The organism is Aliiglaciecola lipolytica E3 (genome assembly GCF_000314975.1).
Classification (GTDB): domain Bacteria; phylum Pseudomonadota; class Gammaproteobacteria; order Enterobacterales; family Alteromonadaceae; genus Aliiglaciecola; species Aliiglaciecola lipolytica.
The window spans coordinates 90,974-113,203 of record NZ_BAEN01000041.1 but is presented as its reverse complement, the minus strand read 5'-3'; the positions used below and the strand labels follow the sequence as shown (position 1 = coordinate 113,203).

Sequence of the window (22,230 nt, the reverse complement as noted above, 5' to 3'; positions counted from 1 at the left end):
TTTAAGGCGACATGGGAGAACTAAAATATGAAGTGTGGACCTTTGAAGTTTAAAAAGTCACCGCTTGCACTTAGCATAGCTGCTGTTTCTGTTATGACTTCCGCAAACCTATTTGCTGCATCATGGGATAGTGGAGATTGGTCAGTTAATTTTGATTCCAATTTTTCGTTAGGAACCAGTATTCGCGTTGAAGAACGTGACTTTTCTTTAATTGGTAATAGTAACCATCCCAATTTTGATTGGAGTGGATACAATGCTGCTACCAATCCTATTTATACCTCAGCTGAAGTGTGGGCCAATGCCGATGGTGCATATTCAACTAACGGCGATCTTGGAAACTTAAACTTTGACAAAGGCGAAGCCTTTTCGACTGTGTTTAAAGGGACCCATGAATTAGATATTCGCTATGACAACATGGGCTTTTTCGCTCGTGGCTTCTATTTTTATGATTTTGCTTTAAAAGATGGCAGTAGAGATTGGACAAATCCAATTACCGGTCAAACACAAGATCCTTGTGCTGCCTCGCAAGCATCAGAGGAACTTTGTTCTGATGTCAGACTGTTAGATGCATTCTTTTATGCCGATTTTGATATAGGCAATGTACCAGTTACCTTGCGTATCGGTGATCAGGTCGTGAGTTGGGGTGAAAGTACGTTTATCCAACACGGTATTAATACAACAAATCCCGTTGATGTTACCAGAGCACAAGCACCTGGGGCAGAACTAAAAGAAGTTTTCATTCCTGTAGGGATGGTATTTGCGTCTTTTGGTTTAACTGAAAACCTCAGTTTGTCAGCATATTATCAATATGAATGGGAACGCAGCAGACTACCGCAAGCCGGGAGTTACTTTGCCACTAATGATTTTGCAGGTGAGGGCGGTCAAGCGCAAAATATTCAGTTAGGTTTCACAGGTAATCCCGACATTAATTTAGATTTTCTGATTGAAAGCTTAAATGGTTTGCGCTCAGCGCTGCTAGCGGGAGCTGATCCTGCACAAATTTCTGCTGCTTATTTAGCGTATCCAACTAAAGTTGCTGTAAGGGGCTATAGTGACGCTGCTCACACAGATGCTGATGATCAGGGGCAATATGGTATTAAAATGTCATATTACTCAGCAGATTTAAACGATACTGAATTTAGTTTGTATCACATTAACTATCATAGTCAGCGTCCACTAATTTCTGGTACAACATCAGATTTTACCACTGCAGGCATTGCGCAAGACATTGCATTTTTAGCTGCAAATGAAATTACACGTGACAATATCACTTCCTTGGATGCATTTACTGAAACTCAATTTATGTATCCTGAAGACATCAAATTATATGGTTTTAGTTTCAATACTAACGTTGGGGAAACGGCACTTGCAGGTGAAATTGCTTACCGAGCTGATGAACCTTTACAAATTGATGATGTCGAACTTCTTTATACCGCTATGCCTGAACAACTAGCAAATGTAGGATTACGTCCAGATTTAGCGGGTATTTCACAACTGGGTAATATTGGTCGCGATGTAGGACCAGGTGAAACAGCTGAAGGCTTCGTATTGTCTGACACCATTCAGGCACAAATGACAGCCACTCATGTTTTTGGCCCAGCGTTAGGTGCTGATAACCTTATTTTATTAGGGGAGGTTGGCTATATTAGCATTGAAGATATGCCTGATCCTAGCATTCTAAGATTAAATGGACCTGGAACATCTAGAACGGCATCATTAGAACCACTTCGCGATGAAAGTGGCAATATTATTTCTACTAGAGAAGGGTTGCACATTGGTTTATCAAATGGGCCAGAAACCAATCCATTCCCAACCGATTCTGCTTGGGGTTATCGTATCTTAGCTGTTGCTGACTTTAATAATGTATTTTCAGGCGTCAACCTGCGAACACGAGCGACATTCTCTCATGATGTAGACGGTACAACACCTGATCCTTTGTTCCTATTTACCGAAGATGTTAAATCTGCGAATTTGACTTTTGAGTTCGATTATTTAAGCAAATTTTCTGCATCTGTAGGTTATAGTAGCTTCTGGGGCGGGATAGGCACAACGAATGCCTTATCAGACCGTGACTTTGTATCAGTTAACTTTAAATACTCGATTTAAGAGAAAAACGAAATGATTAAGAATTTAGTAGTAACAACCTCTGCAATAGCATTGGCACTCACTGTTTCGTTTGCTCAAGCGAAAGTATCTCAAGAGCAAGCATCGAAACTAGGCAGCGAACTAACGCCACTTGGTGGTGAAAAAGCAGGAAATGCTGACGGTAGTATTCCTGCGTGGGACGGCGGTATTACAACGCCTCCAGCGGGATATAAAGCAGGGGACTTTCATCCAGATCCGTTCCCTGGTGACAAAGTACTTTTCACCATAACTGGTCAAAATTACAAAGAATACGCTGATTTTCTAAGTGCTGGTCAGGTCAAATTGTTCGAAACTTACCCTGACACTTATAAAATGCCGGTTTATCAAACTCGCCGTACCGCGTCGAATCCACAATTTGTTTACGACGCAACGAAAGCAAATGCTTCGCGAGCTGAACTAATTCAAGGTGGTAACGGTATTAAAAACGCAGCAATTGGCGTTCCGTTTCCTATTCCACAAAATGGTGTAGAAGCGATATGGAATCATATTTTACGATTCCGTGGTGAAGGCATTCAGCGTAACGGTGGTCAAGCAGCCCCTACATCTTCGGGTGATTATACTGTCATTGGATTTGATGAAATTTTATTTGTAAAATACTCTAGTCCGGATGCAACGCCAGAAGCGTTGTTAGAAGACAACATTTTAATGAAGTTTAAACAATCCATTACCTCTCCAGCTCGACTTGCAGGTACGGCTTTGTTAGTACATGAAACAATGGACCAAGTGCGAGAGCCGCGTCAAGCTTGGACATATAATACCGGTCAACGTCGAGTTAGACGTGCGCCTAATATTGCATATGACGCACCAGGTACTGCATCTGATGGTTTACGAACTACAGATGATTTCGATATGTTCAACGGTGCGCCGGACCGTTATACGTGGGAATTAAAAGGTAAAAAAGAAATGTACGTCGCTTACAATAACTATGCCTTGCATAGTGGTGATGTGAAGTACGACGAAATTCTAAAACCTGGCCATATTAATCCTGATTTAACACGTTATGAAAAGCACCGTGTATGGGTAGTTGAAGCGAATCTGAAAGATGGTTTCCGCCATGTTTATTCTAAACGTGTGTTTTTTATAGACGAGGATAGCTGGCAAGTTCAGGTAGCAGATATGTACGATAATCGTGGTGATTTATATAAAGTAGCGGTAGCTCATGGAATAAATTACTACGAAGTTCCTACACATTGGTCTACGCTTGATGTATATCATGATTTAAATTCTAGACGTTACCTTGCTTTAGGTCTTGATAATGAAGATAAAGTATATGACTTTTCGGTTAGACCTAACGAAAAAGAATTTACTGCTCAGGCCCTCAGGCGAGAAGGTATACGCTAACTATTAAAATCAACGGTTGGCTTTGCCAACCGTTTTTGTAAATGAAGATGAAAAGAAGAATATGAATCGAAGTAAAATTCTATCCGTTTTGTTTGTGAGTTCTTTGTGTGCATTCTCAGCGTCTTCTGAAGAATCTTATTTGGCTCCCTTAGCAAAAGAATCCTTGTTACTAGATGTAGCAAAAACAAATACACAAATTATTAGTGTTGGAGAAAGAGGCCATATTTTACTGTCTGAAGACGGCGAGAATTGGCAGCAACAAACCGTACCAACGCTATCAACGTTAACTGCTGTTACAGCAATAGACAATCAGATATGGGCAGTTGGACATGATGCAGTCATTCTGCATAAGTCTGCAGCTAGCCAACCTTGGCAATTACAAATGTTCGCCCCCGAATTACAAAAGCCACTTTTAGATGTTACCTTTTTAAATTCCCAAGAAGGGATCGCTATTGGTGCTTATGGTACTTTTTTACGCACTACTAATGGCGGTGCTGACTGGAAAAAAGAAGTACATAGAGAATTTCTACATCCAGATGATATTGATTATTTAGAAGAGATTAGAGCTGAAGATGAGGACTTTTATCAATCAGAGTTAGCGTCCATTTTGCCACACTTAAATAAAATATTAGTAGCCGGAGAGACAATTTATATCGCCGGTGAATCAGGGTTGTTAGCTAAAAGCGATGACAAAGGCTTCACTTGGCAACGTATGGACGTAAATTATTTTGGTTCATTCTTTGATATTCAACAGATAAACAATGGTGACATTGTTGCTGTTGGCTTACGCGGCAATATTTTTAAATTTTCATCAGAAAGTGCGCAATGGATACAAATACGTTCAGGCATGACTTCTTCCTTAAATACCATCATTCCATACTCTGAAAGTCAGTTTATTGCTATGGGAAATAGCGGCAATATCGTCTGTGTTAACGGCGATGATGTGCAAAAAGCGCATTTTGAAGATGGAAAGGCAATTAATGCTGCACTAAACGTGCAAAATCAAATTATCATTGCCTCTGCGATGGGAATGAAAAGTATTTTATATCGCGATGACATGACAGTATGTGAAGGAATTAATAGCGGACTATGACTAAATTGATTGATTTTTGCGTAAATGCAATTTTTCGTAATCGAATCATTGTAGTATTACTTTTTGTTTTAGCCACTGGATTCCTCGGGTATCAATCGTCGCAGCTTAAACTGGACGCCGGCTTTACCAAAAATATTCCTCTTAACCACGAATATATGGTTAATTACATGAAGCATGCCAAGGACTTTGGTGGTGCGAATAATATTTTGGTATCTGTATGTGATAAAGACAGTGATATTTATAATACGGAATTCTTTGATACCTTAAAAAATGTACATGACCAGTTATTTTTTATTAATGGTGTTGAACGTTCGTTAGTTAAATCTTTATTTTCCTCCTCTACACGCTTTACCGAAATTGTTGAAGGAGGTTTCGCTGGAGGTCCGGTAATACCTGCTGACTTCGATTCCACAAATCCAGATGCGCTTGCGTTGGTTTCGCAAAATGTAGACAAGGCCGGCGTTGTAGGTCAAATGGTATCGGATGATTTTAAATGTGCGATGGTTTCTGCACAGTTATTAAACATCGATCCAGGCACTGGGGAAAAGCTCGATACTCTTGTTCTTGCAGAACAATTAGAGACGCAACTTCGCGGAAAATTTGAGAACGAAAATACCAGCATTCATATTATTGGCTTTGCCAAAATGATTGGTGATGTAGCCGATGGCGCAAAAGATGTATTGTTATTCTTTGCCATTGCTTTAGCCATTACCGCAATAATGGTTTATTTCTTTTCGAAATCAATCATGCTTACCATTTTACCACTTTTATGTTCTGTGATAGCAGTTGTTTGGCAGCTGGGGTTGTTGACTATATTAGGATTTGGATTGGATCCTATGTCTATCTTAGTCCCTTTCTTAGTATTTGCTATTGGCGTAAGTCATGGTGTGCAAATGATAAACGCGGTTGGAAAGCGTATTGTGGAAGGTGGAACTGCGAGGTTTGCGGCGGAATCTGCATTCAGAACCCTGTTGATTCCAGGTGGAATAGCACTTCTTTCCGATACGGTTGGGTTTATGACCTTACTGGTGATCGATATTGGTATTATCAGAGAATTGGCCATTACGGCAAGTTTAGGGGTGGCGGTAATAATCCTAACCAATCTCATCTTATTGCCGGTGTTGATGTCTTATGTGAAATTTAGTGATTCATATAAGAATAAATTCAAGAACAAACAAAATCGTTCAGATGGATGGTGGAATGCGATATCTAAATGTTCTACTCCAAAATATGCATACATAATTTTAGCGATTACTGCCGTTCTTTTTGTTTTAGGATGGATGCAATCTTCTAAAATGAAAATCGGTGATCTGCATGCAGGTGCACCAGCTTTGCATGAAAGCAGTCGGTATAATCAAGATACCTTTTTGATAACCGATAAATATGCAATTAGCGTTGATTACATCTCAGTGCTGGTAGAAACAACGCCAGAAGCGTGTACATCCTTTGAGGTAATGAACGCAATTGATGAATTGCAGTGGAAAATGACCAATGTAGAGGGCGTGCAATCAGCGGTAAGCCTACCATCTGTAGCGAAACTGGTTAACGCGGGATATAACGAAGGAAATCCGAAATGGCGTGTATTACCGCGTAATCAACAAACGTTAGTTCAAGCAATATCACGTATACCTACATCTTCTGGATTACTCAATACAAACTGTTCAGTAATGCCGATCATTTTGTTTATGGAAGATCATAAAGCAGAAACTATCGACCGAGTGGTTGATGCGGTGAAATTATTTAGACAAGACTATGAAACCGATACACTCAAATTTAGTTTAGCTTCTGGTCCTGTTGGCGTAATGGCTGCTAAAAATGAAGCTGTTTCTGCAGCACAAGATCCTATGATGCTATATGTGTTTGGCGCTGTGATTTTATTGTGTTTAATGAGCTTTAGGTCATTGCGTGCGACCTTGTCGGTGGTAGTTCCGTTATATGTGGTGTCGGTGTTAGCACAAGCATTAATGACGTTTTTGCAAATTGGCCTAACAGTTTCAACCTTACCGGTGATTGCACTGGGGGTTGGTATTGGCGTCGATTACGGGATTTATATTTTATCTACGATGAATATCAAACTTAAATCTGGTATGCCCGTTAGACAGGCTTATTTTGAAGCACTGAAAGAAAGAGGTAGTGCAGTGCTATTTACCGGAATTACGTTAGCTGTTGGTGTGAGCACTTGGGTATTTTCATCGCTTAAGTTCCAAATGGATATGGGAATTTTGCTGACCTTCATGTTTGTGGTAAATATGTTAGGTGCAATTGTGGTTTTACCTGCTTTAGCTGCTGTATTCTGGCGCAAACAAAAATAATTTTTTGCATAATTATTAGCATTAAATACACATAAAGGGCCTAAGGGCCCTTTTTTAATTAGTTTCGATGCATAGTTATATTAATTGTAAAATTATAGTTAATTTAATCCTTTTAAAGGGACATATTTTTAGCGAAAATAGCACAACTAAATTATCAAAAACTGTATATATCTCAGCCTTTTGACTAATCTAAAAAGAATCCAGTTGTTGTGTTGATTAAAAATTAACACTTATTTCATTACAAGGTATGCAAATGACGGTTTCCAATAACCAACATTCAGTTCTGTTAGAAAATGTATTTAAACTCATTAATAAAAAGATAGATAAGTCTCACGCCGAATTAGTTGAGCAATTTTCACGTCTATTGTTTAAAAATATTTCAGTAGACGATTTAGAGAATCGCAACGATAGCGATCTGTACGGCGCCACCTTAAGTCTGTGGAATGAGTTTGCTAAATATGATGGCCAACAGCCAAAAATACGGGTATTTAACCCTGAAATTTCTAAACATGGTTGGCAGTCTTCGCACACCATAGTTGAAATTATTGTTAGAGATATGCCATTTCTGGTTGATTCTGTAAGAATGACCCTTAATCGCCTAAATATAACGTCGCATTTGTTATTGCATAGTCCGATTAACTTAAAGCGCAATGAAAAAGGCGAAGTAGAGGAATTTCTAAGCAGTAAATCTCGCGTTAAGGAAAAAGTAAAAGAAACGGTATTTTTAATCGAAGTTGATAGACAAGTATCAAAAGCAGCGTTAAATCAGTTGACGAGCGAATTGCTATCAGTAGTTGGTGAAGTATCTTTAGCGGTATCAGATTGGGAATCTATGCGTGATAAGCTCACTAATATTATTAAAGAGTTTCCCACATCTCATTGCCCAGCAAATGAAGAAGAACAGCAGCAAGCGATAGAGTTTTTAAGTTGGTTAAATGATCATAATTTTACCCTGATGGGCTACCGATATTATGATGTCAATGCCATTGAAGGGGATCATCGCTGGACACCAAAAAATGAAACTAGCTTAGGTTTAATGAAAAACTCTATTAGCGACCGCGATAGAATTTTATCAAATCTCCCACTTTCAGCACAAAAAGAAGCCTTAAGTAAACATCCTCTGATCCTTACCAAAACCAATAGTCGTGCGCGCGTCCACCGTCCAGCATATATGGATTATGTGGGAATTAAGTGCTTTGACGATGAAGGTAATGTCACGGGTGAACATCGTTTCTTAGGACTATATTCAGCTTCTTTTTATAATAGTAGCGCGACTCAATTGCCAGTCCTACAACGCAAAATTGAGCGTATTTGCAGACATTCTGGTTTTGATAAAAGCTCTCATGCTTATAAAGCGTTCGTCAATATTATCGAAACTTATCCTCGTGATGAATTACTACAGGGCGATGAAAAAGAGCTAGGCCAAATAATCCTCGGCATTTTTCAGATGCAAGAGCGCGGTATATCGAAATTATTTGTTCGTAAGGATGCGTTTGGGCGTTTTATTAGCTGTATGGTTTATGTTCCTCGTGAGCGCTATAACACGCAGTTGCGTAAAGAAACGCAAGAGTTATTACAGAAATCATTTAATAGTGAAGAGCAGGTAGAATTTACAACTTATTTTTCTGAATCTGTCTATGCACGCACCCACTATATCGCTCGAGTAAAAGACAACAATGCGGAATTCAATGTGAAGGATATCGAAAAGAATATTATCGAACTAACCAAAAGCTGGAACGATAGATTAGCAGCCTCAATTAGTGCAACTTATGGCGAAGCAGCAGGGAAAGCGCTTGAACAAAAATACGGCAATGCCTTTTCACGCAGCTACACAGAACAAAATTTGCCCAGCGTTGCATTGGTTGATATCAGCAAATTAGAGCAACTGACTGAATCGCACTCTTTAGATATGTTGTTTTATAGGCCGCAAGAAGAAGGACACGATTCCAAGGCTGTTAAATTAAAACTCTTCCACCGCAAAGAGCCCATTCATTTGTCTGCCGTGTTACCGATGTTAGAACATTTTGGGTTACGCGTAATCGACGAAAGTCCTTATAAAATCAACTGTCAGAACGGCGATGTGCATTGGATTATGGATTTTTCAATGCTACACAGTAATAGTCAGCAATTGGATATGGAGGCTGCACAAGCTTTATTTCAAGATTCATTTGCAAAGGTTTGGCACAACACTTTGGAAGATGACCCGTTTAATCGACTTGTGTTAGGAGCGGGATTAACTGGTCGTAATGTCACAATTTTACGTGCTTATGCTAAATATATGCGTCAAACAGGCAGCTCGTTTAGTATTACATATATGGCGAATACGCTGGCTAATTATCCAAATATTGCCAAACAACTTATTGAACTGTTTGCTAATCGCTTTGACCCAAGTAAGAAAAGAAGTGAGAAAAAAGCAGAAAGTATTTTAGGCGATATCAAAGAACGGCTTGACCAAGTTTCCAATTTAGATGATGACAGAATTATCCGTCGTTATTTAGATATGATTTTGGCGACTTTACGTACCAACTTCTATCAACCTGACGAACAAGGTAATGAAAAGCCTTACATGTCATTTAAGTTGTTACCAGAACTCATCCCTGATATGCCTCTGCCGCTGCCCAAATTTGAGATCTTTGTCTACTCTCCGCGCATTGAAGGTGTGCATTTACGAGGCGGTAAAGTTGCCAGAGGTGGATTGCGTTGGTCTGATCGCCGTGAAGATTTCAGAACTGAAGTGCTAGGTCTGGTTAAAGCACAACAAGTAAAAAATACCGTGATCGTGCCTGTAGGAGCTAAAGGTGGTTTTGTTTGTAAAAATCTGCCAATGGACCAAGGACGCGATGCAATTCAAAAAGAAGGGCAAGATTGCTATCGTATTTTCATCCGTAGTTTACTGGATATTACAGATAACATCGTCGATGGCGAAATAGTTCCTCCTAAAAATGTAGTACGTATAGACGAAGACGACCCTTACTTAGTCGTTGCAGCCGATAAAGGAACTGCGACCTTCTCCGATATTGCCAATGGCATTTCAGAAGAATTTAATTTCTGGCTTGGTGATGCGTTTGCATCGGGTGGAAGTATTGGATACGACCACAAAAAAATGGGGATTACTGCTCGTGGAGCATGGGAATCTGTTAAACGCCACTTCAGAGAAATTAATATTGATTGTCAAACGACCGATTTTACCTGCGTTGCGGTTGGTGATATGGCCGGTGATGTATTTGGGAACGGTATGTTGTTGTCGAAACATACTCGGCTTATTTGTGCGTTTAACCATTTGCATATTTTCTTTGATCCTAATCCAGATACCCAGAAAAGTTACGTTGAAAGACAGCGATTATTTGAAAATCCGTCATTATCTTGGGACGACTATGACAAATCATTAATCTCTAAAGGCGGCGGTATTTTCAGTCGTGCTTCGAAATCGATTAAATTAACCAATGAAATGAAAAAGTGGTTAGGAACAACGCAAAACGCGATGACACCAAACGAACTGATTCATAATGCATTAAAGATGCAAGTCGACCTCATTTGGAACGGCGGTATTGGAACCTATGTTAAAGGGACGAAAGAAACTCATAGTGAAGTAGGGGATCGTGCCAACGACGATACTCGTGTAAACGGTAAAGATGTACGTGCAAAAATTATTGGTGAAGGTGGAAACCTCGGATTAACCCAGCTAGGCCGTATTGAATATGCCGCCAAAGGTGGTCGAGTTAATACTGATTTTATTGATAATGTAGGTGGCGTTGATTGTTCAGATAATGAAGTTAACATAAAAATTCTACTAAATGCTTTAGTTAGTGCTGGGGATTTGACCAAAAAACAACGCAATGAATTGCTGTATTCAATGACAGATGATGTTGCAGAGTTAGTGATTCAAGATTGCTACCGTCAAACCCAATCAATTTCCATAACTGAATTTGGTGGACCGACCTTACTCAAAGAACAATTACGTTTTATCCATGGTTTAGAGCGTGAAGGTGCACTTAATAGAGAGCTAGAATTTATTCCATCAGATGACGAGCTTTCCGATCGTCAAGCCTCAGGTAAAGGACTTACCAGACCTGAGCTTTCAGTGATGATTGCCTATGGCAAAATGGTGCTAAAACAAAAGCTGAATATCGAACAAATCACGAATAACCCATACCATGAACAATTATTGGTCAGTGCGTTCCCACAAAAGCTGCAAGATAGATTTGTTCCGCAAATGGAGTTCCATCCACTTCGAGCTGAAATTATCGCCACTAAATTAACCAATAATATGGTTAATGATATGGGCTTAAATTTCGTATTTAGAATGCAAGAAGAAACCGGAGCTGCAGTGGATGAAGTGGCCACAGCTTATTCTGTGGTCAAGGCAGTATTTGGGATTGATGCTCTATGGCAAGAAATTGAAGATCTAGACAATAAAGTGTCGGCTAAAACACAACTTGAAATGCTAGATCGTATGCGCAGAACTATGCGCAGAGCGTCGCGTTGGTTCCTTAGACATGGTGAAAAACACATGTCTATTACCGACGCAGTTAATCTGTATGTTCCTACCTTTAATGATTTAAGTAAAAATTTGGAACGTTACTTAGTAGACAAAGAATATAGTCAACTAGAAAAGTTCACATCTGATTATGTCAGTAAAGGGGTTCCGCAAAAGATTGCGTATAAAGTGGCAAGTTTAAGTAATATGTTCTGTTGTTTAGACTTAGCGCAAATGACGCAATCGGAAAACCGTAAACTGGATGTAGCCGCAAGTTTATACTTTAATCTTGGAGCAAAGCTGCAATTACATTGGTTCCTTGATCAAATCAATAATCAAGCGGTAAGTAACCATTGGCAGGCCTTAGCTAGAGCATCATATCGAGAAGAGTTGGATTGGCAACAACGCTCGCTTACATCAGTCTTGCTAAATGGTGCTCCAGATAGTAATGATGCAGAAGAGATATTGAATAAATGGATGGAGAATAATACGATATTGCTAGACCGCTGGTATCATATGATGTCAGAATTCAAAACTAGTAATACCCATGAGTTTGCGAAATTTTCTGTTGCACTGCGTGAACTAATGTTACTCAGCATTAATGCGAGTAACTAAGTATCATTTAGCACATTTCCGCTTTATATAATTTATACCAAAAGCCCTGATATCAGGGCTTTTTATTTGAGGTTAACTATGTATCCAATCGTACAAAAAGCGTTGTTCCAATGTGATCCCGAATGGAGTCATGACTTTACATTAAATTTTTTAAAGCGCACGCAACACAACTTATTAAAATCTACCTACCAACAATCTGTAGCAGCTCATCCGGTAAATTGTTTTGGTTTGACGTTTAAAAACCCGTTGGGATTAGCCGCTGGCTTGGATAAAAATGGCGAATGTATTGATGCATTTGCAGCAATGGGATTCGGTTTTATTGAAATTGGGACAGTTACGCCGCTTGAGCAACCCGGAAATGAAAAACCCAGAATGTTTAGACTTCCGGATGCCAATGCACTGATAAATCGAATGGGGTTTAACAATAAAGGCGTAGATTATTTAGTTGAACAGGTTAAACAAGCGAATTACGACGGTATCTTGGGAATTAATATTGGTAAAAATAAACAAACAGAAGAACAAAATGCACTCGATGATTATCTAATTTGCTTAAAAAAAGTATATGCATACGCTGATTATGTAACAGTTAATATTTCTAGTCCCAATACCCCAGGGTTAAGATCGTTACAGTACGGAGAAGCGCTAGACAAATTACTCCTAGGCTTAAAAGCCGAACAAAAACAATTAGCACAAATACATGGTAAGTACGTGCCTTTGGTAGTGAAGATTGCACCGGATTTAACCGATAAAGAAATTAAAGACATTGCCAATTCATTATTAAAAACAGAAATCGATGGCGTAATTGCTACCAATACCACACTTGACCGCAGCTCTGTGGAAGGATTACGTTATGCTAAAGAGGCTGGCGGCTTAAGTGGTGAAGTGCTGACTGCAAAAAGTCTTCATGTCACAAAAGTGCTTGCTGAAGCATTGCAAGGTGCAATGCCTATCATTGGTGTGGGAGGAATTCATTCCAGTGCGACCGCAAATGACAGACTCAATGCGGGGGCTACTTTAGTGCAAATTTATTCTAGCTTTATCTATCAGGGGCCTCCTTTGATAAAACAAATTGTGAAAGGGTTAGTGTAAATTTAGATTTGTGCTACCTTTCTTAACGTTTATTTTAAATTAGATATTTCTATGCTGTTGCCTTCAGGACATTGGAAGTGGTATATCGATAAACAGTCACATTTTTTGATGATTGAGTTGAATGCTGGGCTGTCATTTCAAACTGCTTTTGTAGACTCACAATTGCAGGTAATCCCAGAAAACTTATATTTTGAAATTCTACATTCACAATGCTTCATCGAATCTTTAGAAGCGGTCAATCAATCTAATGTGCCGTTTGAGCAAAGTGTAAAGACGCAAATTGCTTTAAATGCAACCGCGGCTAAGTGTTTTCACAAACCTGTTATACATAAAAGTTGGTTATATGAAAAACACCCGAGTTGTTTAGTCGGTCCTGAACAACAACTAGCTTGGCTATCCTGTAATCAGGAAAGCTATCTAGTGCTAACTTTACAACAGCAAGGTAGTTTGGCTTTGTGCCTAAATTTATCTGAAGACTTTAAAACGGCAGATAATAAAATTCACAAACAATTTTCACTCATCAATGTGCATTCCGATCGTTTAGTGAGTTTAGAGCAAATAAATGACGATCCTATAGAACAATCCAACGAGCATATTAATTAACCCTTATACCGCCTGGTTTTATCCCGTATAATCCACGGGATTTTATTTATTGGTACCTACATGTTTGAAATTCTTGTAACAACTTCAAAAGGTCTTGATGGGCTATTGCTCGACGAACTTACTTCTCTGTTACCTCATTGCAGTTTGAAAATGCGTCCTGGTCAGGTTTACTTCAGCGGAGAACTAAGCGATGTTTATCAGGTTTGTTTGTGGTCTCGTTTAGCTAATCGAGTTCTAGTGCAGCTAGCCGAAGGCAAAATTGATAGTGCTGAAGAACTCTATGACATAGTTGCCACTGTACCTTGGCAAGACCACTTCTCTGTTTCCAATACGTTCGTCGTGGATTTTGTCGGTACAAATAGAACAATTAACAATACGCAATTCGGTGCCTTAAAAGTCAAAGATGCCATCGTTGATACCTTTTCTCATCATTTTGGCGAAAGACCATCGATCAGTAAGTCTATGCCAGATATACGCGTACAAGCACGTGTGCGTAGAGAAAACTTTGCTGTCTATTTGGATATTTCCGGTCGCAGTTTACATCAACGCCATTATCGACAACAGACAGGGCAAGCGCCACTAAAAGAGCATTTAGCGTGTGCGATGTTATTACGCAGCGGCTGGAATAATGATCGTTCTAAAGTGCTTTTTGATCCCATGTGTGGCTCAGGCACAATAGCTATCGAGGCAGCGTTAATGGCCTGCAATATTGCTCCGGGACTAGGTCGCCAGCAGTGGGGCTTTACCCACTGGAAATTGCATCAGAATGAAATTTGGCTTGAATTAATTGAAAAAGCCATTAGCCAACAACAAAAACCTACTGCCAAAATATTTGCGAATGATTTGGATAGACGCGTCTTAAATACTGCTAAACAAAATGCTGACGCTGCTAAGATGTTGGAGCATATTACCTTTTTTAATTCTGATGCGACCAAATTACAAGTTGATAGTGAAGCAGGGTATATTGTCTCCAATCCACCTTATGGTGAAAGATTAAATGAGTTAACTGAGCTTCTACCTGTTTTTCAAGCATGGGGAGACCATCTTAAACAGCATTTTCAGGGTTGGCGTGTCAGTTTATTAACCTCAAACCGAGACCTGTTTAAACAGTTAAAGTTGGTTGCAAATAAAGACTACAAACTGAATAACGGTGCAATTGAGTGTCAACTGGTTAATTATGTTTTAGACGCGAAAAATGTGGTTGTTAAAGAATCGACAATACCTCAATCAGATTTTGCTAACCGTTTAGCTAAAAACATCAAATCATTGAGTCGTTGGCTTAAAAAGCAAAACACCAATTGTTATCGATTATATGATGCCGATTTACCTGAATATAACGTTGCCATAGATCGCTATGCTGATTGGTTAGTTGTACAAGAATATGCAGCCCCTAAAGATATACCTGAACAAAAAACACGTAAACGATTGCACGACGTTTTACTTGCCTTGCCGGAGATTACAGGTGTCAATTCAGCGCAAATTATTGTTAAAACCCGGCAAAGACAAAAGGGGAGTGAGCAATACCAAAAGGTCGCCGAAAAGAAGGTGACGTTTAACGTATTTGAAAATGGGGCTAAATTTGAAGTTAATTTATCTGACTATTTAGATACAGGATTGTTTTTAGATCATAGAATTACCCGCCATTTAGTACAGCAGCGATCAAAAAACAAAGACGTGCTAAACCTATTTGCATACACCGGCAGTGTTTCCGTTCATGCTGGGCTTGGTGGTGCTAAATCAGTTACTACAGTTGATATGTCAAAAACCTATATAAATTGGGCAAAACAAAATGTGCAATTAAATAATATTGCCTGCGCAAACCAATTTATACAGGCTGATTGCCTAACATGGTTAAACGATCATCAACAAGATTATGATTTAATATTTATTGACCCTCCCTCGTTTTCCAACTCAAAACGTATGGATACGACTTGGGATGTTCAGCGTGATTATTTAGATCTTTTAGCCTCAGCCCATGCGCGCTTGAATGCAAATGGTGAGATTATTTTTTCTAATAATCTGCGTAGTTTTAAATTAGACGAATCCGCAGTTAAAGCCATTGGCTTAAGTGTTGAGAATATTACTCAACAAACTATTCCAGAAGATTTTAAACGTAATCCCAAAATACATCACTGTTGGGTATTAAGTAAACGAGTGAACTAATTAATGCAGTTATATTTCTACACTGGGAAACAATGTCATTTATGTGAATTAGCGCAGGCATTGTTAGATCAAGTTAAGTCGAGTTATGACCTCAATGTAACAAAAGTTGATGTGAAGTCAGATACCCAACTTTTTCATCTATATGGAGCAAGAATTCCGGTGCTTAAACGTATGGATACTCAAGCTGAACTAGGCTGGCCATTCGATTTAACCCAACTACAGGAGTTTTTAGATTGAGCTTGTTGCAGTTAAAAAATGCGCAACTTTCTTTTGGTCATCCTGCCATATTAGAAAAAGGCGAACTTGTTGTTCATCCTGGCGAACGTATTTGTTTGGTAGGTCGAAATGGTTGTGGCAAATCGACCTTGCTAAAAGTGTTGGAAGGAGAGCAAGTATTAGATGATGGTCAAAGAATCATTTCTGCGAATGTACGAATTTCACGCTTGCCACAAGATCCACCTGAAAGTGTTGAGTCATCTTTGTTTGATTATGTCGCTGAAGGAATGGCCGAAACGGGTGAATTACTAAAAGACTATTTTCATCAAATTAACTTGGTTTCGACTGACCCTAGTGATAAAAATTTACAGGTGTTGGAACAATTGCAACACAAACTCGAGCACCAAGACGCTTGGCAGTTTGAACAGCAAATTAGTCAAGTACTAACATTGTTAGAACTCGATGGTAACCAGCAATTATCTTCGTTATCGGGCGGCTGGCGTCGTAAAGCTGCGTTAGCAAGAGCATTAGTAGGCAACCCAGACATCTTACTTTTAGATGAGCCAACTAACCATTTAGATATACATATGATCAAATGGCTAGAGGGCATTATCAAAGAATATAAGGGGGCGGTCGTTTTTGTTAGTCATGACCGCGCTTTTATTCGTGCTGTGGCTTCACGTATCGTTGATTTAGATCGCAGTAAGCTCACAAGTTATCCCGGCAATTATCAAACATATTTAGATAAAAAAGCAGAAGATTTAAAAAACGAAGAAAACGCTAATGCTGAATTTGATAAAAAACTATCTCAAGAAGAAGTGTGGATTCGACAGGGGATTAAGGCTAGACGTACACGTAATGAAGGTCGTGTTCGAGCTCTAAAAGCGTTACGCCAAGAACATTCTCAAAGACGTAATTTACAAGGCAGAGCTAAAGCAACAGTAAGTACCGGAAATACGTCGGGTAAGATTGTATTTGAAGCAGTAGATCTACACTACGAAATCGATAATAAGGTGATTGTTGATAATCTTGAACTCAATGTCTTTAGAGGCGATAAACTTGCATTAATCGGTCCTAATGGCTGTGGTAAAAGTACCCTAATTCGCTTGTTATTAGGTAGTTTAGAACCGCAATCAGGATCAGTTAAACAAGGCGCAAATTTAGAGGTTGCCTATTTTGATCAGCATAGATTGGCACTTGACCTTGATAAAAGTGTAATCGATGTAGTAGCGGATGGTAAACGTGATTTGAACGTTAACGGCCAGTACAAACATGTTATGAGTTATCTTCAAGACTATCTATTTACTCCAGAACGAGTTAATGCGCCGGTGCGGTCACTCTCTGGTGGTGAAAAAAATAGATTGTTGCTAGCTAAGTTACTATTAAAGCCATCTAATATTTTAATTCTGGATGAGCCAACCAATGATTTGGATGTGGAAACACTGGAGTTGCTCGAGGATTTGATTTCGGGATATACAGGCACCGTAATTTTAGTCAGCCATGATAGAGAATTTGTAGATAATGTCGTAACATCTAGCCTGTTTTTTGAAGGTAATGGTGTACTGAAAGAGTTTGTTGGCGGTTATACCGACATTGAAACTTGGTATCAGGCAGAAAAAAAACACACAGAAGACGAAACTTCTGTAAAATCACCGAGTCCTAAATCTCAACCGATAGTGAAAAAGACAAAGAAACTGTCTTACAAGCATCAATTAGAGCTGGATACTTTGCCAAAAGAAATAGAAAAATTAGAAAATAAAGTCCAGGTTTTACAAAGTAAAATAAATGATCCGGAATTTTTTAAGCAATCCCAAGATGATTTTAATATAGCAATTAGTGATCTGGCTGATTGTGAAAGTTCGCTCGAAAAAGCGTATGAAAGATGGGATGAGCTAGAAGGTATGCAATCGCATTAAATATGCTCGCATTATCGAATTACCGAAATTAGCTAATTAAGTAGTAATTTACAGGATACGTAATGAAAATGAATCGGCTGGCCTTTGGGCTAACCCTTTGTGCGCTAACTGTTTGTTCAGCGCAAGCAGCAAAATATTCAGTTGTAGAATTACCTTTAAGAGATAAAGGTGTCAACAGCTATGCCAGAGCAATCAATGATAGAGGGGATGTTGCTGCGTCAATATTATCACCATTCAACCCGCCCATTGATGTAGATTTAATTAACTTTGAAAGCGAAGCATTAATTAATTTACTCACGGACCCTGATGGAGCCGCAGTTGGGAATATCAACGATGAAGACTTGCTAATTCTTTATAGCTTTATCACCTCAGATGCAACCACAGGAAGTATCTTTTTTACGCAAAGCAATGATTCAACGAATCCGTTTTATCAGCAAATTGCAAAAGTGCAAAGTTACGTGTTAGAAAACACGGAAGTTGAAGAAAAAATCGCTTTTGATGTAGTTGAACAAGATTTACAAGGTTTAACAAAAAGTGCTGATACCTTGGTGAGAGGAATTAATAATTTTTCTGCCACGGTTGGTTTTGCAGAAGCACCGTTTCGAAAAATCAACTATCGTAATGAAAATGGCGCAAATCTGGTATATCACGTACAAGATTTTTTAGTTCACGGCTTTTTAGATATTAACGGAACTACTATAGATATACCTCCCATCGAAGATCTGTTAGGTGGGATTAGCGTTGCAAACGACATTAACGACAGTTTTGAAGTAGCGGGTTACGGTTCAGTAGAAGCGGTTGAAGGTTTTGAAGAAGTTGTTGAACTTTGTGAAGATGAAAACGAAAGAGGCGATATTCCGCAGGAGTATTGCTTAAGACAACTTCGTGATCAATATCAAGGTAGAATAAGAGCTAGAATGACCGCTGCGCTGGGGTCTCGTTATCCATTGGATCAAACCTTCAAGCGCAGGGCAATGATTTGGGAGTTTACTTCTAGCGGTGAACTTTTGGACTCAAGAGAACTGGGCACAATCTTAGATCCGGAACCAGGGGATGAACGGTTTTATTCTAGCCAAGCCAACGCCATTAATAATAATGGTATCGCGGTTGGTATCTCAAATGATTACTTTCTAGATTCACAAACTATTGTTGTAAATAAAGCGGCTGTTTTTGATGGTGATGAAGTAGTTGGAATTATCAGCGATAACGATTATATAGAAAGTACTGCTCTGGATATAAATGACAACGATATCGTTGTTGGCTTCGCTTCCAAAGTTATTACAGCCTCTACCCGCAATAAGTTTTTTGTGCATGATTACCGTGGAAATGTGACTACTTTTCCTGATGACTTTTTCGAAAGTTCATCAAGTAAAGCAAGAGCTATAAATAATAACGGTTTAGTTGTGGGTGAAGGAGAAGTAGAAACCGATTTAATTGGTAGCCGACGTAGCGAAGGATTTATTTACGATATTAATACCGAAGAGTTTACCAATATAAATGATTTATTAAGTTGTGATACACCTTATACCATCATTCAAGGTAACGATATTAATGATAATGACGAAATCACTGCAACAGCAATCGTTTATCGTGAGCGTTCTAGTATCAATGGCGAGTTAGCTCTTGATGCACGCGGAAATACTATCTTTGAAAATATGACAGTAGCGGTTAAATTGGTGCCAATTCCGGGCGGTAGTATTGATGATTGCCGCTTGGTTCAAGATAAAGTTGAACGTAAAGGTGGAAGTATCTACTATCTTTTAGGATTAATTTTAATCGTCGCAGGTTTCAGAATTAAGCGAAAAAACTAGAAAGCATATTGAAAATTGCTGAATATTTATGCAGCAAAGACATGAGTTGATTTTTGGTTTAGCCCCATAGCAATATGGGGCTTTTTTGTGTCAATTTAGTGACGATCAGCCTGCAGCAGGCTAGCTACTTATCGTAACAAATGTGTAATATCAATTAGGTATTAAAAAAGTTAGCTATATTACAATTTAATTTAAGAATAAAAACTACATATAATCAATTATTTATTGCGTTTTCCAAAAATAAATTTGATCAACATATTGAACCCTTTGGCGATTAGGATAGTCTCAATTGTGTGGTTCAAATAATCACATGTATATTTTTCAATAAGAGGTCACTCAATGAAAAGACAAAAACGCGATAAACTTTCCAGAGCTCATTCAAAAGGCTATCAAGCAGGCATATCAGGACGTTCTAAAGAAAACTGTCCATTTCAAACAACGGAATCACGTTCCGAGTGGTTAGGAGGATGGCGAGAGGCTATCGAAGACCGCAATATAGGTTTAAATAGCCGTTAAAGAAATGAGCCCCGTTAGGGGCTTTTGTAGTTTTGGGGTAGAACTTAAATGTAGCTTTTTAAAAACTACTCGTATCTTGGAATAAGCCTACTTTTAAATTTTCTGCAGCATAAATTTCTCGGCCATCAACTTCAACGACACCGTCAGCCATTCCCATAAATAATTTACGTTTTATTACACGCTTCATATCAATTTTATAGGTTACCTTTTTAGCGGTAGGTAGGATTTGACCAGTAAATTTAACTTCACCCACTCCTAGCGCGCGTCCTTTACCAGGTCCACCACACCATCCAAGGAAAAAACCAACTAATTGCCACATGGCATCGAGACCTAAACAACCTGGCATTACCGGATCGCCAGGGAAGTGGCAATCGAAAAACCAAAGATCTGGGGTTATGTCCAATTCGGCTAAAATATAACCTTTGTCATATTTTCCGCCAGTTTCACTAATGGTTACAATCCGATCCATCATAAGCATGTTCGGAGCGGGTAACTGACTATTTCCTGGCCCAAAAAGCTCTCCTTGACTGCATGACAAGAGGTCTTCACGGCTAAAACTTGATTTAAAATTACTCATTTGGGCTTCTTCTAGTTTAAAAGGTCTAATTTAGCGAACAGTTGTAAGCTAAACAACTCTGAACAGTGAAATAATCAAGACAAACTGCTATTTTGTACCTATTGTAACCTTAAATAATTTAGATATTGTATAAAATGGACAAAAACCCTAAGAAAATAGCTAACGCTGAAAAACAAAAACGATATCGTCAACGTCAAAAAGAACTCGGTCATAAACACATAAGAGGATATGTTTCAAAAGACGCCATGAGCTGTTACGAAGAAATTCGTGAAAAAACGAATTGGACTGATAATGAAGTATTATCTAATGCATTAAGGATAACCTATGCGGCTTATAAGTGTGGCCAAATAAAATTATTGAACGAATGGTTGAAAGATCATAAGAGGTGATTGTTGTAATGTTAAAATGGGGTTTTGTATTGAAAGAGTATTTCGGTAAACGATTACAACTACACTTTTTAATTGTATTTTGTTCATCCGTCTTGGTGAGTGTTTGTTACGCTAAAGATACATTACAATCTTCTGTTTCTCCTGAGTTCCCCAGTGGTTTACACGCAAAATATTTAAACTATATTGCATCCAAGCTTGATGTGGAATTAGTCATTACACCTTTAACCTTTGCACGCCGTATTGTGGAACTTCAAAACGGAAATCTAGATATAGTGGTAGGTCTTAGTCCGGTTTACACAAAAGAAACGGGATTTATTCTATTAAAGCCTAGTTACGAATCTTTGCAAAATACCATCTTCATCAAAAACACCGACCATCAAAAAATTTCCACTTTAGAATCCTTTAAACAGTCAACCTTAGCAGTAACAATTGGCGGAACCTACTTTGAGCATATTGATAACAATGATTGGCCTGCACTGGTAAAGGTATCCTCTTTGGAACAAAAAATTGGGTTGCTTGAAAAAGATCGTGTTGATGGTTTTATACACTTCGCCCCCAGTACAATTAAGGTATTAGATACAAACAATCGCATCATTATTCCAGCAAAATTCCAAACAGATTCGCCGCAGGGGTACTATTTTGCTTTAAGCAAAAAATCGAAGTTAATGTCCAGAGTTGCGGAGTTAGAAGGAATCATTGCCCGAGGTAAATTAAACGGGGATTTTAAAAACATCAGGGAGCAACATTATTTACCTAATAAAGGCAATCCCCAACGGAGCTTTAAATAATGTAGATATTACAATCATTGAAAAATTTATAGGTAATTGAGACTTGTAACTACCTATAAACCTTCAATTACTAAAGCTTTCGGTGTTGGCTAAGTTATTGCTTCAATAATATGAATACACATATAAATTGTATCGTTAATTAGCTTAAAACAGTTTTATGGAACGATTTGAGAGAATTA

The 22,230-nt window shown here is 38.7% G+C and carries 15 protein-coding genes; 14 read left to right on the top strand and 1 reads right to left on the bottom strand.

The features are described 5' to 3' along the window. Positions 1–27: 27 nt before the first annotated feature. The 12 genes from GLIP_RS10605 to rmf all read left to right on the top strand — a co-directional run bounded on the left by GLIP_RS10605 (position 28) and on the right by rmf (position 20,297). Positions 28–2,106: a DUF1302 domain-containing protein gene (locus GLIP_RS10605; RefSeq protein WP_008844627.1), complete on the top strand. Its 2,079-nt coding sequence runs from the start codon at positions 28–30 to the stop codon at positions 2,104–2,106. 12 nt (positions 2,107–2,118) lie between these two features. Then, positions 2,119–3,486, top strand: coding sequence for a DUF1329 domain-containing protein (locus GLIP_RS10600; RefSeq protein ID WP_008844626.1), 1,368 nt, complete (start codon positions 2,119–2,121; stop codon positions 3,484–3,486). A gap of 61 nt (positions 3,487–3,547) precedes the next feature. After that, on the top strand, positions 3,548–4,579 hold the full coding sequence (locus GLIP_RS10595; protein WP_008844625.1) for a WD40/YVTN/BNR-like repeat-containing protein: 1,032 nt from the start codon (positions 3,548–3,550) through the stop codon (positions 4,577–4,579). Next, the gene (locus GLIP_RS10590; RefSeq protein ID WP_008844624.1) at positions 4,576–6,891 is read left to right on the top strand and encodes an efflux RND transporter permease subunit; all 2,316 of its coding nucleotides are present in this window, start codon (positions 4,576–4,578) and stop codon (positions 6,889–6,891) included. The genes GLIP_RS10595 and GLIP_RS10590 overlap by 4 nt, the downstream gene beginning before the upstream one ends. Positions 6,892–7,144: 253 nt before the next feature. Beyond that, a complete protein-coding gene (locus GLIP_RS10585) occupies positions 7,145–11,983 on the top strand; it encodes an NAD-glutamate dehydrogenase (RefSeq protein ID WP_008844623.1) in 4,839 nt (1,612 codons plus the stop codon). Between the two features lie 78 nt (positions 11,984–12,061). Then, on the top strand, positions 12,062–13,072 hold the full coding sequence (gene pyrD, locus GLIP_RS10580; protein WP_008844622.1) for a quinone-dependent dihydroorotate dehydrogenase: 1,011 nt from the start codon (positions 12,062–12,064) through the stop codon (positions 13,070–13,072). Between the two features lie 51 nt (positions 13,073–13,123). Beyond that, a complete protein-coding gene (locus GLIP_RS10575; RefSeq protein ID WP_008844621.1) occupies positions 13,124–13,675 on the top strand; it encodes a cell division protein ZapC domain-containing protein in 552 nt (183 codons plus the stop codon). Positions 13,676–13,735: 60 nt separating this feature from the next. After that, the gene (gene rlmKL, locus GLIP_RS10570) at positions 13,736–15,838 is read left to right on the top strand and encodes a bifunctional 23S rRNA (guanine(2069)-N(7))-methyltransferase RlmK/23S rRNA (guanine(2445)-N(2))-methyltransferase RlmL (protein WP_008844620.1); all 2,103 of its coding nucleotides are present in this window, start codon (positions 13,736–13,738) and stop codon (positions 15,836–15,838) included. 3 nt (positions 15,839–15,841) lie between these two features. Further along, complete coding sequence (locus tag GLIP_RS10565) at positions 15,842–16,075, top strand: glutaredoxin family protein (protein WP_008844619.1); 234 nt, start codon at positions 15,842–15,844, stop codon at positions 16,073–16,075. Continuing rightward, on the top strand, positions 16,072–17,970 hold the full coding sequence (gene uup / locus GLIP_RS10560; RefSeq protein WP_008844618.1) for an ATP-binding cassette ATPase Uup: 1,899 nt from the start codon (positions 16,072–16,074) through the stop codon (positions 17,968–17,970). The genes GLIP_RS10565 and uup overlap by 4 nt, the downstream gene beginning before the upstream one ends. Before the next feature lie 62 nt (positions 17,971–18,032). Then, positions 18,033–19,781: a DUF3466 family protein gene (locus GLIP_RS10555; RefSeq protein WP_008844617.1), complete on the top strand. Its 1,749-nt coding sequence runs from the start codon at positions 18,033–18,035 to the stop codon at positions 19,779–19,781. 339 nt (positions 19,782–20,120) lie between these two features. Then, the gene (rmf, locus tag GLIP_RS10550; RefSeq protein WP_008844616.1) at positions 20,121–20,297 is read left to right on the top strand and encodes a ribosome modulation factor; all 177 of its coding nucleotides are present in this window, start codon (positions 20,121–20,123) and stop codon (positions 20,295–20,297) included. Between the two features lie 58 nt (positions 20,298–20,355). Here rmf and fabA read toward each other — a convergent pair whose 3' ends face one another. Next, positions 20,356–20,874: a 3-hydroxyacyl-[acyl-carrier-protein] dehydratase FabA gene (gene fabA / locus GLIP_RS10545; RefSeq protein WP_008844615.1), complete on the bottom strand. Its 519-nt coding sequence runs from the start codon at positions 20,872–20,874 to the stop codon at positions 20,356–20,358. Between the two features lie 134 nt (positions 20,875–21,008). Here fabA and GLIP_RS10540 point away from each other — a divergent pair, with 134 nt between their 5' ends. Together GLIP_RS10540 and GLIP_RS10535 are read left to right on the top strand one after the other, a co-directional pair. After that, a complete protein-coding gene (locus GLIP_RS10540; protein ID WP_008844614.1) occupies positions 21,009–21,263 on the top strand; it encodes a hypothetical protein in 255 nt (84 codons plus the stop codon). 8 nt (positions 21,264–21,271) lie between these two features. Next, on the top strand, positions 21,272–22,051 hold the full coding sequence (locus GLIP_RS10535; protein WP_008844613.1) for a substrate-binding periplasmic protein: 780 nt from the start codon (positions 21,272–21,274) through the stop codon (positions 22,049–22,051). Positions 22,052–22,230 lie beyond the last annotated feature (179 nt).

Coding starts and splice junctions, on each gene's coding strand:
- GLIP_RS10590 (WP_008844624.1), top strand. CDS start 4,576: ATGACTAAATTGATTGATTTTTGCGTAAATGCAATTTTTCGTAATCGA.
- GLIP_RS10605 (WP_008844627.1), top strand. CDS start 28: ATGAAGTGTGGACCTTTGAAGTTTAAAAAGTCACCGCTTGCACTTAGC.
- rlmKL (WP_008844620.1), top strand. CDS start 13,736: ATGTTTGAAATTCTTGTAACAACTTCAAAAGGTCTTGATGGGCTATTG.
- GLIP_RS10595 (WP_008844625.1), top strand. CDS start 3,548: ATGAATCGAAGTAAAATTCTATCCGTTTTGTTTGTGAGTTCTTTGTGT.
- pyrD (WP_008844622.1), top strand. CDS start 12,062: ATGTATCCAATCGTACAAAAAGCGTTGTTCCAATGTGATCCCGAATGG.
- GLIP_RS10565 (WP_008844619.1), top strand. CDS start 15,842: ATGCAGTTATATTTCTACACTGGGAAACAATGTCATTTATGTGAATTA.
- GLIP_RS10540 (WP_008844614.1), top strand. CDS start 21,009: ATGGACAAAAACCCTAAGAAAATAGCTAACGCTGAAAAACAAAAACGA.
- fabA (WP_008844615.1), bottom strand. CDS start 20,874: ATGAGTAATTTTAAATCAAGTTTTAGCCGTGAAGACCTCTTGTCATGC.
- GLIP_RS10585 (WP_008844623.1), top strand. CDS start 7,145: ATGACGGTTTCCAATAACCAACATTCAGTTCTGTTAGAAAATGTATTT.
- GLIP_RS10555 (WP_008844617.1), top strand. CDS start 18,033: ATGAAAATGAATCGGCTGGCCTTTGGGCTAACCCTTTGTGCGCTAACT.
- GLIP_RS10575 (WP_008844621.1), top strand. CDS start 13,124: ATGCTGTTGCCTTCAGGACATTGGAAGTGGTATATCGATAAACAGTCA.
- GLIP_RS10600 (WP_008844626.1), top strand. CDS start 2,119: ATGATTAAGAATTTAGTAGTAACAACCTCTGCAATAGCATTGGCACTC.
- GLIP_RS10535 (WP_008844613.1), top strand. CDS start 21,272: ATGTTAAAATGGGGTTTTGTATTGAAAGAGTATTTCGGTAAACGATTA.
- rmf (WP_008844616.1), top strand. CDS start 20,121: ATGAAAAGACAAAAACGCGATAAACTTTCCAGAGCTCATTCAAAAGGC.